Origin of the sequence: Tsukamurella paurometabola DSM 20162 (assembly GCF_000092225.1) — a bacterium.
Lineage (GTDB): Bacteria > Actinomycetota > Actinomycetes > Mycobacteriales > Mycobacteriaceae > Tsukamurella > Tsukamurella paurometabola.
Genome location: NC_014158.1, coordinates 259278 through 275199 on the forward strand (window position 1 = coordinate 259278; position 15922 = coordinate 275199).

At 66.0% G+C, this 15922-nt stretch carries 17 protein-coding genes; 12 read left to right on the plus strand and 5 right to left on the minus strand.

The window, feature by feature from the left end; all coding sequences use genetic code 11:
* Nucleotides 1-5: 5 nt before the first annotated feature.
* Both TPAU_RS23805 and TPAU_RS01230 read right to left on the minus strand, forming a co-directional pair.
* Nucleotides 6-359, minus strand: a complete 354-nt coding sequence (locus TPAU_RS23805; RefSeq protein ID WP_425358561.1) for a DUF6968 family protein — start codon at nucleotides 357-359, stop codon at nucleotides 6-8.
* On the minus strand, nucleotides 347-571 hold the full coding sequence (locus TPAU_RS01230) for a hypothetical protein (RefSeq protein ID WP_013124952.1): 225 nt from the start codon (nucleotides 569-571) through the stop codon (nucleotides 347-349). The genes TPAU_RS23805 and TPAU_RS01230 overlap by 13 nt, the downstream gene beginning before the upstream one ends.
* Nucleotides 572-940: 369 nt before the next feature.
* Here TPAU_RS01230 and TPAU_RS01235 point away from each other — a divergent pair, with 369 nt between their 5' ends.
* The 3 genes from TPAU_RS01235 to TPAU_RS01245 all read left to right on the plus strand — a co-directional run bounded on the left by TPAU_RS01235 (nucleotide 941) and on the right by TPAU_RS01245 (nucleotide 2776).
* The gene (locus TPAU_RS01235) at nucleotides 941-1522 is read left to right on the plus strand and encodes a type II toxin-antitoxin system Phd/YefM family antitoxin (protein WP_041944218.1); all 582 of its coding nucleotides are present in this window, start codon (nucleotides 941-943) and stop codon (nucleotides 1520-1522) included.
* 42 nt (nucleotides 1523-1564) lie between these two features.
* Nucleotides 1565-2380: a CPBP family intramembrane glutamic endopeptidase gene (locus TPAU_RS01240; RefSeq protein ID WP_013124954.1), complete on the plus strand. Its 816-nt coding sequence runs from the start codon at nucleotides 1565-1567 to the stop codon at nucleotides 2378-2380.
* A gap of 63 nt (nucleotides 2381-2443) precedes the next feature.
* Nucleotides 2444-2776 (plus strand): hypothetical protein, encoded by a 333-nt coding sequence (locus TPAU_RS01245; RefSeq protein ID WP_013124955.1) that lies wholly within the window; start codon nucleotides 2444-2446, stop codon nucleotides 2774-2776.
* Here the strand turns inward: TPAU_RS01245 and TPAU_RS21680 are convergent.
* Nucleotides 2773-3345: an HNH endonuclease family protein gene (locus TPAU_RS21680; protein WP_013124956.1), complete on the minus strand. Its 573-nt coding sequence runs from the start codon at nucleotides 3343-3345 to the stop codon at nucleotides 2773-2775. The genes TPAU_RS01245 and TPAU_RS21680 overlap by 4 nt on opposite strands.
* Before the next feature lie 774 nt (nucleotides 3346-4119).
* Nucleotides 4120-4551: a hypothetical protein gene (locus tag TPAU_RS01255; protein ID WP_041944220.1), complete on the minus strand. Its 432-nt coding sequence runs from the start codon at nucleotides 4549-4551 to the stop codon at nucleotides 4120-4122.
* A gap of 726 nt (nucleotides 4552-5277) precedes the next feature.
* On the opposite strand from TPAU_RS01255, the gene mobF reads away from it, so the two are divergent.
* Nucleotides 5278-8124, plus strand: coding sequence for a MobF family relaxase (mobF, locus tag TPAU_RS01260; RefSeq protein WP_049825739.1), 2847 nt, complete (start codon nucleotides 5278-5280; stop codon nucleotides 8122-8124).
* Nucleotides 8125-8155: 31 nt separating this feature from the next.
* Here mobF and TPAU_RS01265 read toward each other — a convergent pair.
* Nucleotides 8156-9348 (minus strand): IS3 family transposase gene (locus tag TPAU_RS01265; RefSeq protein ID WP_245537794.1). Its coding sequence is split into 2 segments (ribosomal slippage): nucleotides 8156-9061 and nucleotides 9064-9348, totalling 1191 coding nucleotides; the frame shifts between segments, so codons are not numbered across the junction.
* 758 nt (nucleotides 9349-10106) lie between these two features.
* Between TPAU_RS01265 and TPAU_RS23675 the strand changes: the two genes are divergently transcribed.
* The 8 genes from TPAU_RS23675 to TPAU_RS01315 all read left to right on the plus strand — a co-directional run bounded on the left by TPAU_RS23675 (nucleotide 10107) and on the right by TPAU_RS01315 (nucleotide 15583).
* On the plus strand, nucleotides 10107-10241 hold the full coding sequence (locus TPAU_RS23675; protein ID WP_281054798.1) for a hypothetical protein: 135 nt from the start codon (nucleotides 10107-10109) through the stop codon (nucleotides 10239-10241).
* Between the two features lie 223 nt (nucleotides 10242-10464).
* Complete coding sequence (locus tag TPAU_RS01285) at nucleotides 10465-10818, plus strand: hypothetical protein (RefSeq protein WP_013124963.1); 354 nt, start codon at nucleotides 10465-10467, stop codon at nucleotides 10816-10818.
* Nucleotides 10819-10868: 50 nt separating this feature from the next.
* Nucleotides 10869-11453 (plus strand): hypothetical protein, encoded by a 585-nt coding sequence (locus TPAU_RS01290; protein WP_147291131.1) that lies wholly within the window; start codon nucleotides 10869-10871, stop codon nucleotides 11451-11453.
* Between the two features lie 56 nt (nucleotides 11454-11509).
* The gene (locus TPAU_RS01295) at nucleotides 11510-12253 is read left to right on the plus strand and encodes a hypothetical protein (protein WP_013124965.1); all 744 of its coding nucleotides are present in this window, start codon (nucleotides 11510-11512) and stop codon (nucleotides 12251-12253) included.
* Entirely contained in the window at nucleotides 12250-12714 is a 465-nt protein-coding gene (locus TPAU_RS01300; RefSeq protein ID WP_013124966.1) for a hypothetical protein, read from the plus strand. The genes TPAU_RS01295 and TPAU_RS01300 overlap by 4 nt, the downstream gene beginning before the upstream one ends.
* Nucleotides 12707-14458 carry a type IV secretory system conjugative DNA transfer family protein gene (locus TPAU_RS01305; protein WP_013124967.1) on the plus strand — a complete coding sequence of 584 codons (1752 nt, stop codon included), beginning with the start codon at nucleotides 12707-12709 and terminating at the stop codon, nucleotides 14456-14458. Before TPAU_RS01300 ends, TPAU_RS01305 begins: the two co-directional genes overlap by 8 nt.
* The gene (locus TPAU_RS01310) at nucleotides 14455-14949 is read left to right on the plus strand and encodes a DUF4913 domain-containing protein (RefSeq protein WP_013124968.1); all 495 of its coding nucleotides are present in this window, start codon (nucleotides 14455-14457) and stop codon (nucleotides 14947-14949) included. The genes TPAU_RS01305 and TPAU_RS01310 overlap by 4 nt, the downstream gene beginning before the upstream one ends.
* Entirely contained in the window at nucleotides 14942-15583 is a 642-nt protein-coding gene (locus TPAU_RS01315; RefSeq protein WP_013124969.1) for a hypothetical protein, read from the plus strand. The genes TPAU_RS01310 and TPAU_RS01315 overlap by 8 nt, the downstream gene beginning before the upstream one ends.
* Nucleotides 15584-15922: the final 339 nt, after the last annotated feature.

Consider the following 15922-nt stretch of genomic DNA (forward strand, 5'->3'; position numbering starts at 1 on the left):
GTCGACTACGAAGCGCGGTGGACAAACGAAGAGACAAGATCGCCGTTGGCTGACTTACGTGTCACCAACAAGCCCGTCGATCCGGGCACATCGCCGTCGACCGACTTGATCCCGGCAGAACCGTCCGCGGCTGCAAACATCAGTGCTTCGAACGAGTCTCGTCCACGAGCGGTCGCGGCGATGGTTTCTTCGCCTGGCCTGCTTATCGTGAAACGGCAGGACCACGTCGCTGAGTCCAGCACTGGAGCCCAAATCCTCAGAGTGGCAACACCGCCAGAGGTCTCAATCGACTTCTCGGCAATCGGACTACTCCCCTGAGGAGCCCCCTGCTCAGATATGTCGTTCACTAGCTCAGGCACTGCCGCAGATTCTCACGAGCAGCGTAGAAGCACGGCGCCGCATCCCTGCCGGACGCCGCGATGCCGTTGCAGTAGTCCACTGTGCTGTCATACAGGGCGTAACAGTCGGAGACGTGGTCAGCGCTCGCGATGGGTGCGGCGAGGAAGCCGCCCGAGAGAACGATCGCTGCCGCGGCCCCTACTCCCGCAATTCGTCGACGGATCTGGTTCACGGTAGTCCCCAATCAGTGATGTAGTGAGCAGAACGAATGATCTCGCTCCAGGCTCTCACGCTGGCTGCCCTAGCGCAACAGCAACTTTCGCGCTCTGTAAGTAGTGGGCGTAGCCGCTGATCGGTATGCAGGCTTAATAGCCCTGCTGGCCCCTGTCGACGCCAGTTGGCGCAACCACTTAGGTCTTGTTGCTTGTCTCAGCTACGACATCAGTAGACGATCAGTAGTGGGCTACGAGCCTGGTTCCGACTAGACGGCTTAGGGCAATGGGGGGCGACTCCCTCGGTCGCAACGGATACGTACCGGATACGGTACTGATCAGTATCGTGTAGGTCTGTGCGGCACTTAATTCGGTGCTATCCTGAGGGTATGGACATGCTCACAGTCACACAAGCCAAGGCCGACCTATCCGGTTTGGTGAAGTCGGCCGAACGGGGCTCGACGACGACCATCACCGTCAACGGCAGGCCCGCTGCCCGGATTGTCCCTGCTGACGCGCCTGCACCGGCGGACGCAGGCGGGCCTTGGACGCTCGTCACCAGCAACGCCTCGAACTACCTGCCATGGCCCCTCACGCCCGCAGGTTTCGTCGACAAGCATCGCGGCGGGAGCCCGGAAGATGCGCAGCGCAGCTTGATCGAGGAAGGCAAGGTCGCCGGCGGTTTCGAGACACTCCTCAAGGCGTGGGCCCGCTCTGATGATCGTGGCCGCGAGTTCGCGGCACAGTGGCTCAACCTCAATACAGGCGCCTCGATTATTGCGGTTCCGTCGGGCGACTACTGGCGCGGATCTGGTTCGTACAGGTACTTCTTCACTCTCGGAGAGGGGAGGCAGATCCTCGAGCTCGAGGAATGGTCGGCTGGCCTGCTCACCTGGCATGACAGCAGCGCCGCTTTCCACGCCGCCTACGCCCAGGCCGTCGAACTCGGCAATCGCCGACTGTCGGCGTAGCGGCGGGCAGCATTCAAACGAGCGCAGGAGGACTTGAGACCGGTGACCGACGACAGCACCAGTCCCGCGGGCGGTAACGCGGCAGACGAACGGCCACGGCGTCGGCCCTGGTGGCAGCTTTACGAGGCGAACAGCCTGGTCGGGCTTGCCTTCGCTGGCATGCTCTGGGTGGTCGCGTTTTCGGCGTACCTGATGGCTCCTCAGGACGACTACCAAGTCGGTCAGGCATCTGCCCCGGCGGTCATAGGGTTCCTCATCCTGGGCTTGATCGTGGTGGCCCTTGTCGTGGGCATCACGATCATGTTTGGCGCGTCCGTGCGCGAGGTGCGGCGGCGGCTCGGGTTCACGCGTCCGCGGGGCCGCGCGGGATGGCGCTGGGCATGGATCCTGGTCGCTATCGGCCTGGGGATCGTGATCCGCATGGAGCTCGTTCCCGCCATTGGAGATCTGTGGCCCAGCATCAAGATCCAGAGCGATGCGCAGAGGGCGGCCGATGATCTCCGAGATCTCCAGCTGGCCGCCCCGGCGTGGATGGTCTGGACTCACGCCGCGGGCGAGGAACTGATATTTCGATGCCCGGTCGTCGCCGCGGCTGTGTGGGCTTTCGGTGACGGGCCTCTGCGTTGGCGTCAGGTGCCGCGCGTGTGCGTCGCTGTGGTCGCCGCCGTGGTGGCGGTGACGTCTGTTCTGTTTGGGCTCGCACACGTCGAGTTCAGCTGGTACAACGTGGCCGCTGCCGGCGTGATGGGACTCGCCTGCGCAGTCGTCGCAGTCGTCACCCGGTCGATCTGGCCCGCGGCCGCCTTACACGCCGCATACAACACGTTCTCGATCGCTTCGATGACGCGGCTCTGGTGAGCGGGCGCCAGCTCCTTCGCAGCGTAGTAAGCGCTGCCACCGACTATGCGAAAGGTTGATTGCATGGCCACTTTCCTGAACGTCTTCGGGACGCTGCTGACGTGTTGGCTTTATGCCCTGATCTTCGGTGGCGTGGTGATGCTGGTGTGGTGGGTCCTCCCGCGCCCGATCCTTTACGCGCTCGCTCGCCGCGGCAGTGGCCCGGCGGTCGCGGTGCTGCGGGTGGCGCGTGTCTTCGAGCGTGCGTACTTCATCGTTCTGTTTCCGGTGCTGCTCGTGCTGTTCCTGCTGCCGCTGAACAATCCGCGGTTGCAGGCGAACATCATCTACACCTTCTGGGCCTCGCGCGAGCTGGGCGCCTACTCGCGGCGCCGGCGCGCAAGCCGCCCGTTCTAAAACAACGGCAGCGTGACCGCGGCGGTAGCGTGGTTGGTGCGGATCTTGCGGTACTCGCCGGCGTCGAATCCGTCGATGACGAGTGCCCGGACGGCGCGGGAGTGATCTGCACGGCGGGCGGAGTCGACGACGGTTTCGCTGTTGTGGTGCCGGCCGGAGTTGATCGCGTGGATCAGGTTCGCTGATTGGGTTGAGGCGTGGACGTGGTCGGTCGCGATCCGCACGCACAGCGGTTCGTTGCAGTGGTGTTCGAGCACGCCTTCGTCGGGGAGTGCGCCGTGATGTGTCCAGAACGCGAACCGGTGCGCGGAGACGGTGACGGGTTTGCTTGTCCCGGGCAGGGTGATGGTGACGCGGCCGTAGCCGTCGGGGGTGGAGATCGCGCCGGTGAAGATCACGCATCCGGTTTCGATCGGCACCAGCTTGGCTGTGAATGCGGTGATCGCCCGCGGGGGCGGCGCGGTGGTGAAAGCGCGCCGCGGCGCAGGCCCCGCCGCTGCGGGGCGGCCTGACGACCTCGCCGGGGGCGCAGGCATTCCCGGTAGCGTGGGCTCTTCCCATTCAGCCATGGCGAGTGCTCGTCTTCTCCCATTCGCGGGTTCGTCACTAGCAGCCGCACCGCATCGCCGTGATCACGTGCGCTGTGCTCGGAGATGCGCTGCCCGGATGTGGAGGCCGCGAGCATCAACGACATACTCTCGTTCGAGGTCGTGGCACCGGCTCAGATCCAGAATAATTCGCGACCGGGGAACTGTTGCCACCCATACCTGCCCTGGCGCTCGGCGCGGACCTTGTCGGGTCTGCGCGAAGTGCTCTGCGCAGCCATAGATCGGTGTCCACGACAGGCCGTCTCGATTCGCGGCCGCCGCCCCTCGAAACAGTCGCAACGCTCGCCCGTATCGCCACGTGCGGGCGGGAAACTGGAACCGGGCGTCCAGAAACGCAGTCCGCCAGGCGTCCAGGCTCAGCGCCTGGTCTGTGCCCTCGATCTTGTACATCCACAGCAGAGGCAGTAGATCGCCCAGCTCCTCCGGCGATAGTGGCCGTGTTTGCAGCAACTCTGCCAGGCGGTCTGGCCACTGGCGATATAAGCCGTCGCAGAACAGCCGCCGGACATCCTTCGGTAGCGCGTCGAAAACGCTGTGCACTTCACGCAAGACAGGCCCTGGAATACCTCGACGCATCCTAAGCCACTTCCCTCGCGCTCGCACTCGCATATCAGTCCAGCGCCAGCGTGACAGGGCTCTGCACGGGCGGGAGCACGCTCGCCAAAAAATCCGGCAGCGATGGTGCGCAGCACCGCCCCAGCGATCCGACCTCGATCACCGGAACAGCTGCCGACCTCACTGCTCTAGCCCCTGCACGCCTGTGCCGGAATCGGCTGCCCCGTCAGCGTCCGGCCCGTCGCCCTGCTCCGATTCCGTCACGCTGCCGCCGGTACCTTCGTGCTCGGTGTTGGGCGTGTAGTCCAGGACAGCGCGAACCTCAGCTGCCTTAACCCCGATCAGCTTCGCGATCGCGGCCGCGCTCATGCCGTCGGTGTCGACGAGCACCGCGAGCGCGTCACGCTGCGCGGTGCGGTGCTTAATCTCGCCGCGCTCGATCAGCCGAGCGAGCTTGTCTTCCTCGTCGAAGTACGTCGCGACTGCGGCGATCTGCCGCTGCTCGCGCGCAACCTGATCCGCGCGACTTGCTTCAACGCGTGCACGGGCACGCTGGCGGGCGGTGAGCCGGCTTGTGGTGGTGGACATCTTCGGTGATTCTCCTTCGCGCATTGCTGCATCGTTATCGGAGGGCCTCACCACGGCGCCATGAGCACGGAATCGAACCGGCCTCGAACCTGACACAAACCCCGTGCCGGTTGGGCGCACCACCTGGCGCCGCCGGAAGATCGCTCACTACCGAGGGTATCGCACACCCCGCCGGGCCGTCTCCCCCAGCGCATTCCGCGAACGCTGACACTGACACTGACACTGACACATCCCCGCTTCCTCCCACCGCGCTTCGCGCGGCGGGAGGGCGGAGCGGAAGGGCAGGGCACCCCGGCAGGCGGGCCGCCACAGCCGCCCAGCTCGTCCACGAACACCTCACCCGTGCACTGGTCCATCACTCCCCCGATTCCGCATCCACCGTCACGCCCCGAACTCGCCGCCCCTGGAACCGGTAGGGGCCGGTGACCCGACCCCTACGGCATCCGCGCGGCGCTACCGCCCCTGCCTGGCCCACCGCTGCGCTCTGACGGCCCGACCGCCCTGCTGCGACCACTCGACCGCTTCGCTACCTCGTTTGATGTCGCCTCCGGCCGCATCATGCTCCGACCCTCGCACACTCGGATCTACGCCCTTCAAGACATACACCTCTCCCTGCTCTGCAGACTTCTGGGGTTTCGATGTATTTTGTACCTATGCTTCTTGCCGCCTCAGCGCCCTCGTGTGGCGCTGACGTGCGCAAATCCGCCGCGATCGGCGGCGAGAATGTTGGGGCGCGGTGAACGCCCTGTGATGACCATCCACGTCCTGCACGCAGGCGACGGCTACACCTACCTCACCCGCAACACCGCCTCCGGTGACCGGGTCCGGGAAGGCCGCGATCAGCTCTCCGCCTATTACCTCGAAGGCGGCACCCCGCCGGGCCGTTGGCACGGCCGCGGCCTGGCCGCCCTGGCAGCCCACTCCCCCGCCTCCGAACACGCCACAGGGCCGGTCGCTGGGCAGGTCACCGAGGCGCAGATGAAGGCACTGTTCGGCGAGGGCCTGCACCCGGACGCGGACGCCATGATGAAGGCTGGCGCGAGCGTCAAAGACGTCAAGCTAGGCAACAAGTTCCCGGTCTTCGCCAATGAGATCCCGGTGCTCGTCGCGTTCAACACCGCCGTCAAGGAGCACGAGCGTGAGCACGGCGCTGCGCCATCGAAGGAGGTCCGCGACGCGCTGTGGAAGCAGGTCGCCCGCACCGAATTCGAGCGTGCCAACCCCAACGAACCAGGCGCAGACGACAAGCGTGTCCTGGCCTGGGCCGCGAAGGAGAAGGGCAAGGTCCGCCAGCCCGTCGCGGGCTACGACCTGACCTTCACCCCAGTCAAGAGTGTGTCGGTGATGTGGGCGCTCGCCGACCCCGAAACCAGGGCCAAGATCGAGACCGCGCACCAGGCCGCCGTGGGCGATGCCCTGTCGTGGCTCGAAGACAATGCGGTGTTCACCAAGCGTGGCGCGCGCGGTGAACAGCAGCTCAGCACCGCCGGTCTGACGGTGGCGCAGTTCGACCACTACGACACCCGCGCAGGGGATCCGAACCTGCACACCCACTGCGCCGTCTCCAACAAAGTCTTAGGCTCCGACGGCCGGTGGGGCGCGATCAACAGCCTGCCGTTCTTCAACAACGCCGTCGCCGCGTCGCAGCGGTACAACGCGGTCCTGGCCGAGACCCTCCGTGCCGAGCTGGGGGTGGAGTTCGTGGCGCGGCAGGTCGGGCGGGGTAAGCAGCCGATCATGGAGATCGCGGGCATCGACACGGCCCTGCTCGACGGGTTTTCCACCCGTCGTGCACAGGTCCGCGCGCGGCACGAACAGCTGCTCGCGCAGTACATCGCCGACCACGGCCACACCCCCGGCAAGCACGCCGAGTACGCCCTGTTCCAGCAGGCCACCCTCGAAACCCGCGAGGGCAAAGACGTCGGCCCCGAAGGTTCCGGGAGCCTCGGAAAACAGCTCACTGCATGGCAATCCAAGGCCCGCGCTCTTGCCCCCGAGCAGGCCCAAGGCGAGCAACTGCTCGCCCAGTGCCGCATTGCAGGGCGCGAAGCGCTCGCCGCGATTTCCAACGATCCGGATGCCGCACCCGATCGGGCCTGGCACGGCCCCGCCGCCGCGGCCGAGGAGGTTCTCCACAAGGTCTGCGAGCAGCGATCCGTCTGGCGCGAAACGCACCTGCGCACCGCCGCCGAGGCCATCATCGCCGCCAAGCTCCTCCCCTCAGGATCCGATCGCCGCGAGCTCGTGGACACCGTCGTCGAACGGGCTCTTGCTGAGTCGATGATCGTCGGCCCCGGCCACGAACTCCTCGACACCACCACCGGAGAGATCCCCGAACGTCTTCGCCGTGACAACGGTGAACACGTCCTCACCAACCCCGGCGGCCCGCTGCTGACGAGCAGCCGCATCGTCGACGCCGAAAACACGATCCTCGACGCTGCCGCCACCCCCACCGCGCACGTCGCCACCAACGCGGTCATCGACGCCGGCATTGCCTCCGTTGAGGAGAACGAGCCGTTCCCGCTCAATGCCGGCCAAGCCGAACTGGTGCGGCACTTCTGCGGCTCCGGAGCCCTCGTTGCCGCCGGTGTCGGCCCTGCCGGCACTGGCAAAACAACGTCGATGAAGGCCACCGTCGCTGCCTGGACCGCCGACGCCAACCGGCTACCCGGCGCCGCCGTGAACCGTCAGGTCATCCCCCTCGCACCGTCCGCGGTTGCGGCCACGAAGCTCGGTGATGAGATCGAGCTGACGGGCAACACCATCGACTCTTTCACCTACTGGTGGACCGCCATGGGCGGCCGCGAAACCTACCTCACCGCGCACCAGGTTCTCGCTGACCCCGACGCCGGCTTCCTCGCCCGCCGCGATGCTCGCGATGCCCTGAAAAGGTGCCCGACCGGTGCGATGTACCTGGTCGACGAGGCCGGTATGGCATCGACCCGCAACCTTGCGATCATGGTCGATATCGCCGAGCAGACCGGCGGCGTCGTCCGGTTCCTGGGCGACCCGTACCAGCTCGACGCCGTCACCACCGGCGGCGCGTTCGCCATGCTCGCGAGAGCCACCGACGCCCCCGAACTGACCGACGTCGTCCGGTTCGGCACAGACACGCAGCAAGCCGAGAATTCGCTCGCCCTGCGCGCCGGTGACGAGGCCGCACTCGACCTCTACGAACAGCGCGGCTGGACCCACCACCACAACACCGCCGGTGAGGCGATCGACGAGATGGTCGCCGCGCACCTCGCCGACACCGCCTCGGGGCGCAATTCCATCGTCCTGGCGTCCACCCGTGAGGAAGTCGCGGCGATCAACGCCCAAATCCAGGCCCACCACCGCAGCGGCGGCAGAGCCCAAGCCGGGCGAACCGTGGACCTCTCCGACGGTCTCGCCGCCGGTGTCGGAGACCGGATCGTCACCCGCGACAACGACTCCGACTACCGCCAGATCGGCGGCAAACGCGCCAACAGTCGCGTTCTCAACGGTGACCTATGGAACGTCGAGAAGATCCACTCCGATGGCTCGCTGACCGCCCGCCACATCGAAGACGGCGGCCGCATCCACCTGCCCGCCAGCTACCTCACCGCGAACACCTGAGGGCCTGCTGCACGGGTAGGTGACAAGTTGGTCAGGCCGCGTGTGGCGCGGCCGGGTTCATGGTGGACTCGAATGCGATGGGTGTCAATCGTCCAAGGCGGCGTTGTCGGCGCCGGCGGTGGTAGGTCCGTTCGATCCAGGTGATGATCGCGGTCCGCAGTTCCTGCCGGGTGGCCCAGCAGTGGCGGTCGAGGACGTTGTTCTGCAGCAGGCTGAAGAACGACTCCATCGCGGCATTGTCGCCGCAGGAGGCGACTCGGCCCATTGATCCGCGTAGTCCGTGATATTCCAAGGCACGTCGGAATTTTCGGCTCCGGAATTGCGATCCTCTGTCACTATGAACTATGCATCCGGTGACATCACCGCGCATCGCGACAGCGTTGTTGAGGGCGTTGACGGCGAGCCGGGCCTTCATCCTCGAGTCGACGGAGTAGCCGACGATCCGCCCGGAGTAGGCATCTTTGATCGCACACAGATACAGCTTCCCTTCCCGAGCCCTGTGTTCAGTGATATCTGTGAGCCACAACCGATTCGGTGCATCTGCGGTGAACCGGTGACGAGTCCTGCCGTGCTCGTCGGTGACGGTGCATAGATCGTCGTGGACCGCGGGCCCGGGTTTGCCGCCCTTGCTCGAGCGTTTCTTTCCGAAGACGCTCCACCACCGGTTGTCGCGGCAGATCCGCCACGCAGTGCGGTCCGCCATAGGCTCACCGGCAGCGCGGGCCTCGTCTGCGAGTAACCGGTGACCGAACTCCGGATCATCAACGCTGGCGTCGAACAGGGCGTTCGCGCGATACGCCTCGACCAGCTCCGTCGCGGGGACCGGGGCGGCGAGCCAACGGTAGTAAGGCTGACGGGAGAGCTTCAAAACCCGGCACGACACCGTGACGGGAACACCGTCGTCGGCGAGCTCTTTCACGAGCGGGTACATCATTTTCCCGGCAGGTTCGCCTGCGACAGATACGCAGCCGCACGACGCAGGACCTCATTCTCCTGCTCAAGGAGCCGAATCCGCTTACGCATTTGCCTCTCGGTCGCCGACTGCGCCGCACTGCTCCCGGACTTGGAGCCGGCCTCGACATCGGCGGTCTTCACCCAGTTCATCAGGCACGACTCGCTAATGCCGAAGTCGGCAGCGATCTGCTTGAGACGGACTCCCGGCTCACGATTACGCGCGACACGGACCACATCGTCGCGGAACTCCTTCGGATACGGCTTAGGCACAGTGCACATCCTTCCAGCGGCACCCCTCGGCACCACAGATCAGATGTCACCTACCCGTGCAGCAGGCCCGGATGTGGCCAACCAACATCGCCCAGGTGATCGTGCTCGCCCTCGCCGGCATCGTGGTCACTGCCGCCGGGTCATCGCTGCTGGTGCCACAACACATCCGCGGGGTATTGCGATGAAAACGCCAATCGCACCGCCAGAGCCACCACTACCAGATGTGGGAGTGCCGTCGGGGGTACTCGCGGACTGGTTGTTTGCACCGGCGAGCGCACTGCTGGCCTTGACTGCGGCGCTGGCTGTGGTCGTGGGATGGGCGAGCGCGACGCTGAGGCCGGTTCTGGCTGGTCGGCTGGTTCGGCGCCGTCATCAGCTCAGCCGCGCCGAGCGGGACCAGGCGAGTGAGCGGATTCGTCTGCTTCGCCTGACCTCCACGCACTGCACGTATGCGGCGGTGGGGTCCCTCCTGCTCAGCGGGCTACTCACACTCTGCCTCGTGTGGATGTGACGGTCACCGCCGGAAGAGAAGAGGAACTGATGGCAATCCAGAGCACTACAGGTAGCCGTATCCGCGGAGGCGTGCGATGACGATGCCACTTAACTACCCACCCCCACCTTCCCCATCACTTGGCGAGTGCCTGACATACGCGCTGGCTGCCTCCGTGTTGACGGCGGCGGGCGCGCTGCTGGTGGCTGTGGTGAGCATGGTTCAGGTTCGGCGCTCCAGGCGGCGCCTAGTCGGTGCCGGGGTCGCGATGACCGATCAGGAGCGCAGCACCGCTGTCAACGCGATCCGACAGCTTCGAGTGATCAGGGCGCACGCCCTGGTGAGCTTCGGGTTCTGCGTGGCCGTGGCCGGTTCGTGCGCGCTGGCGCGGTCATTGCTGTAGGACGCGCGTGTAACGGCACGTGACCGATTCGATTGAAAAGGACAATGGGAGAACATATGGCAACGGATCAGAAGGCCACGACGCGGCGGCCTATGACAGAGAGTGCGGCGGTCGAGAAGCATGTACGGGTAATGCTCGATCTGCTGGCTGCCCCGCGGCTGGTGCGGGAGCAGGGGGTGACTGTCGGTAGGACAGGCGATGCGCGCACCCAGAGGGTGGTGCGATGACCCCGCCGACTGAGGTGGCCGCGGAGTGTGTACGCACGTATACGCCTGCGTCGTGGGCGATCTGCAATGCAGTTCAGGACGGCAGCCTCGTGCGGTATCTGACGGTGCTCATGATCGCCGGTGTGATCGCGGCGGCGGTCGCCCTGCTGGTGACTGTGGCGATCCTCGTGCAGGTGCGGCGGGCGCAGGCTCGCCTGGGGCGCGACGGGACCGGTATGAGCCCTCGGGAGATGAGCGTGGCTGCCAGTCGCATCCGGCAGCTACGCGGGTTCACCCTTGACGGCCTATGTGCCACTGCGGGAGCGCTGATTGCTGTCGGGCTTGCGGCTGCGATGCGGAGCGTGCTGTAGGCGTGCCAGGCACAAGACAAGTCAACGGAACGAGACGGTTGAGAGAGGACATGGCAGCAATGCAGGGATTGAATGAGCGATCACCGGATAACGGCGGCGAGGCCGTCGCGGCGCATCTGCGGGAGGTTCTGGACATGCTGGCCGCGCCAGCGTTAGTGCGGGAGCAGGTGGTCTTCGCCAGCAGTGTCCGGATGTGGCCGCCCCGCCCGGGGTGGGACCGCACGCCGGGTATCGGCAGTATCCGGCTGTGGACTGACTGCGATCTGTTGGCGTGGTTTGACGCGGCGGCGGCAGACGGAGTCGCGCTCTTCGGGCAGCAAAGCCGGGACGAGATCCGCGCTTTGACGCAGGCCACCGCCATGGCGCGAATGTGCGGGGAAGGCGCCAAGGCGATCTGGGGACTCGATGTACTTGGCCCCGGGGACTATTCGCCGATCCCGACGAGCATGAAGCGCGTGCTGTGGGCCAATGACCTGGTGTGCTTCGGGCCGCAGCTGACCGAGGAACAGACCGCGCAGATTCAGGCCCACCTGGACGACGGGCACGACGGTCATGGCCGGCAGGAAACCAACGCACCAGTGGCAGTGCACGGGACGGAGTGTTTCGCGACGGTGTGGATGGGCGGCACCGCGTAGGCGGCAAACCGATTCGTAGACAACGAATATCAAACTGAAAGAGAGTGAGAGTAACCATGGGAACGAAGCAGAGCACCAAGAAGGGTCCGTCGTACGCGGAGATCAACGAGAAGCTGGTGCGGAAGGCGATCGTCGACAACCGTGGTGAGCTCGCCCGGCTGGATTCGACGACGGCGATCCGGGAGTGGTTCGACGCCTGGGTAGCGACGGTGGATACCGAGCCGCAGTTCGTGTGGAAGCTGTTTCTGCGCGAGCTGAACAAGGGCGTGGGCGTGAACTCCGCCGAGCTGTGGGCCAAGGAGCAGGCCGAGCACCGAGCGCAGGTAGCCGAGGCGGCCAGGGTTGCGCCGCTACTGCGGGTGTGCACCGCCGGGTTCGTCGGTGAGACCCCAGACGGTGAGACGGTCGCTTCGTGGGCGATCTGCAACGCGCAGGCCGATCAGTCCTCGCGCGCGTACGGCGAGATCAATCCGGATAAGCAGAAGAGCTACGACCCGGAGGATCCGAACAGTGCGGACATGGTCGCCGCGTACAAGGCGGTCGCGCTGCTCGCCGATGCCGTCGGGTATCTGGGCGGCGAGGCCGGGGTCATTCGCGCGCAGCTGGTGATCTCGAACCCGAACATCGACACCGACCGGCTGGTGTCGATGGCGCTCAAGGATTCGGTGTCGCTGACGGTCGAGCACCACGAGGAGGCCGACAACCCGGCGGTCGAGGTGTGCGAGACCGAGGTGGGGGAGCGGCATTGGAAGGATCTGGCGCCGCGGGACTTCGTCATCGAAGGCGAGCAGGGCCAGTGACCGAGGTAGCGGACCGAGAGGAACTGAACATGCAGGAGGAGAACGTCATTCCGGAGGTCGTGGGGCACCTTCTGGCCGAGGGGTTTTCCACGTCGGAGACCGGCTTCGATGCGTCGGGGCAGCGGCGGTGGTGGCTGCTCACGCTCGACGAGCAGGCGTGGGTCGGCGTGGTCGCAGATGCCGACGGTGAGCCGGTAGGCCGGGCATGGATCGCCGCTGACGACACGCTCGCGTGGTGTGATGCGATCCCGACCGGCGCGGTCGCGGCGACGATGATGGCTCACGGCTCGCCGTACTGGCATCACGTCGACGGGATCGAGTTCGACGAGAGCGAGACTGCACGGACGTGGCAGGACTGGCTCACCGGAAGCTTGGTGACGCCGGGGCCGGCGCTGCTTGCGGCGATGGAGAGGTTCAGTGCTGCTCGTGCCGGCGCCAGGTCGGAGGGCGCTCATGGATAGGGCGACACGCGGACCGGTGATCGTCTCCGGGCTGCTCGCGGTGGCCGCGTTCGCGGTGCTGGTGGTGCCCTCGATCATCTCGAGCGGCAAGGGCCCGGCGGTGCTGATGCTGCTCGGCGGTGTCCTCGTCCTGGTGGGCGGGCTGGTGGCGGTGGTGCGGATGCAGCGCAGCAGCGCCGGCGGGGGTGCGTCATCGCCGGTAACCTGCAAGATCGACGACTGCGCGCAATACATGCCCTCGCACCGTGAGGTCGAGCAGTTCACCGCGAAAGCGGTGAAAAAGACCGCGTTGCGGCTGAGTCGCGACGGGTTCGATCCGAAGAATCCGGCGACGTGGGGCCTGGATTTGGGGACGCTGGTTCCTACGCGGCATGCGCTGATGCTCGACTTCGAATCGTGCATCTTCGTCGTCGCCGGCATGCGGCGAGGCAAGAGCCAGGCGTTCGCGATCCCCTGGACGTTGGACGGGCCAGGTGCGGTGATCGTGACCTCGAACAAGATCGACGTGTACCGGGAAACGAGTGTGTTGCGCCGGCGTGCCGGGCACCGGGAGTGGCTGTTCGATCTGCAGGATCTGACCGGATCTGGTGCACCGGAGATCCGGTTTGATCCGTTTGAGATGATCACCGACTTGGAGACGGCGATGCAGGCGGCGGGGCATTTCGTGTCGTCGGTGCAGAAGAAGGGCGCCACGGCGCACAGCTACTTCGACAACGCGGGCGTGCGGATTCTCGCCGCGTACATGCTCGCCGCATCGCTGATCGGTGGGGATCTGCTGCACGTAGCGCGGTGGTTGGACAAACCGCGCGAAACGTTGGCTGCGGAGATCCTCATCGAGTACGGGTTCTCCGATCTCGGTTCGCAGGTCAAGGCACGTAATCAGCTCGATCCACGGCAGCAGGAAGGCTTCTTCGACCCGGCTCGCATGTTCATCGAGGCCGTGGTGAACCCGAAGTTCGCCCGCTGGGTCGTGCCCGAAGAGCGCGGGGTCATCGCCCGGCATCCAGAGACGGGCAAGCACATCGTCAAGGACGTGAAGGATTCGCGGCCAGTGTTCAAGGCCGCAGAGTTCGTGCGCTCCACGGACACGCTGTACGCGCTGTCGCAGCACGGCGAAGGCTCACCCGCACCACTGGTAACCGCACTGGTCGGCATCGTGATCGAGACCGCCCGCACCGTGGCAAACCGGGAGCAGGGCGGTCGCCTCAAGCGGCCGATCATCGCGATCCTCGACGAGGTCGCCAACATCTGCCGGCTCAAAGGCCTGCCGAACATGATGAGCTACTGCGGATCGATCGGCGTGGTCCTCGCGCCGATCCTGCAGAGCAAGACCCAAGGGGAGAACATCTGGGGCGATGAGTTCACCGCGGCATGGAACTCGGCGAACGCGGTCGCCTACCTGGGCGGTAACCGTGACGACGAGCTCGAACGGGAAATCTCCGCCCGCATCGGCGACCAGGACAAGACCCGGGAGAACAAGTCCTACAGCTCCGGGAGCACCAACTACAGCGAGAACACCAGCCGCGAGCCGATCATGCCGCCCGAGCTGGTGGGCGAGCTACCCAAGGGCCGCGGGATCCTCCTCGCCTCCGGCTGCCGGCCGGTCGTCATCGCCCCGTCCATGGCCTACCAATCCAAGCGTGCCGGCGAAATCGACGCCGCGAAGAAGGAATACGACGCCTCCCACCGAGTGCGCGCCAACGACCTCGAAGACAACACCGAAGGCGAGAGGAAAGCAGCATGAGCGACCTGGACAGTTTCGACTTCGCCCTCGACGACGAGGACGAGTACGGCACCACAGCAGGGCACAACAGCGGTGATGGGAAGAAGGTTGAGCAGGAGTTCACCACGATCGCCGAGTTCGTCGATGGGGTCATTATCAAGCTGATCACCCGCGATAGTGGCGAGTACTTCTGGCTACCGACATGGTTCGACTACCCGGAGGTGGTCGAGCGGCTGGAGCATCTGTGGCGCGATTACGAGCTTGCCCGTGCTCAGGAGGAGTCGATGACCGGGTGGTGGCTCTACCGGTTCGATCCGACCTGGGCAGTTCTGACCTCGCGATTCGGGCCGATGGGGATCGGGGAGCCGCGCGAACCACTGCGCGCGGCGATCGCCCCCGACGGGCATCGGGTGCACCTGGTGATCGAGATGAAGTTCGCCACCGAAGCCCCGGAGCCCAGCACCGGTGGCGCACCGGTCGCCAGCGAGCAGTTCGAGAACCTCGATGACTGACCCGCAGGCGAGCGAGGCTCGCGACCTGCACCCGGCGCGCGAGCACGAGCACGAGCCGCAACGTCCGCAGGTGGTCGAGGTGGAGCTGACCGACAACGAGTACACCCTGAGCGTGCGCGATGCCCAGGGCAACGTCGTCGACGCAGTCTCGGGCCTGCTGCCGTCCGGGATCCCGGCTGCGGAGTTCCTACGGCAGCAGGGCGTGCAGGTCAGTGAAGGCTCCTGGGAGTTCGCACATCTCACGCGCGGCGACGAGACCGTAGGAGGGTGGCGAGCACAGGGCACAACGACCACCGGATGGGATGCGACCAAAGAACGTGTCGGCGGCCGCAATGCCGCCAGGGCTGTGCCGGTGGCCAACGAGCCCCCGACGGGCCCAAGCCGTGGCGCGGAGGCCGATCGCGGTGTGCGAGCCGGCGACTCTGAGCGGACGATATCGGTCTCCGAGCAGAGCATCGACGCGGCCGCCGCCCGTTCGGCGGACGGGCTGCGCTCTGCGGCAGAGCACGATGGGGCGATAGAGCAGACTGCGCGCGCCGAGGTCAACTTCGACCACGCGATGACGACCAACGCCTACACCGGCGACGACCAGACCTGGCGGCAGAACAGGCCCACGACGGCAACCGCGCCGTAGCAGCACAAGGCCGGCGTGCCGATCACCTCGCGCAGGCCGTCGCCGCCCAGGACCGGGCGGCGACGGCGACACCGCGGCAAGTCACCGTGCGGGCAAGCAGCCGGTGGATACCGAACACACCGCCCGGGCACGAGCCAGCACGAGGACGGAGCCAAAGCCGTGGACGTTAACGCTGGACGGACGATGCGCAGGAGGGAGGTAAGGGGAGTGGCACGACGCCGCCGTGAGTCCCACAGGAGACTGAACCTCGAGACGGGATCGGATCTGATTCTGCTGTCACCGCGCGATGCCACACGGTATGCGCGGAATACTCAGTTGCGGGCTGCGGTCGCGTACCCG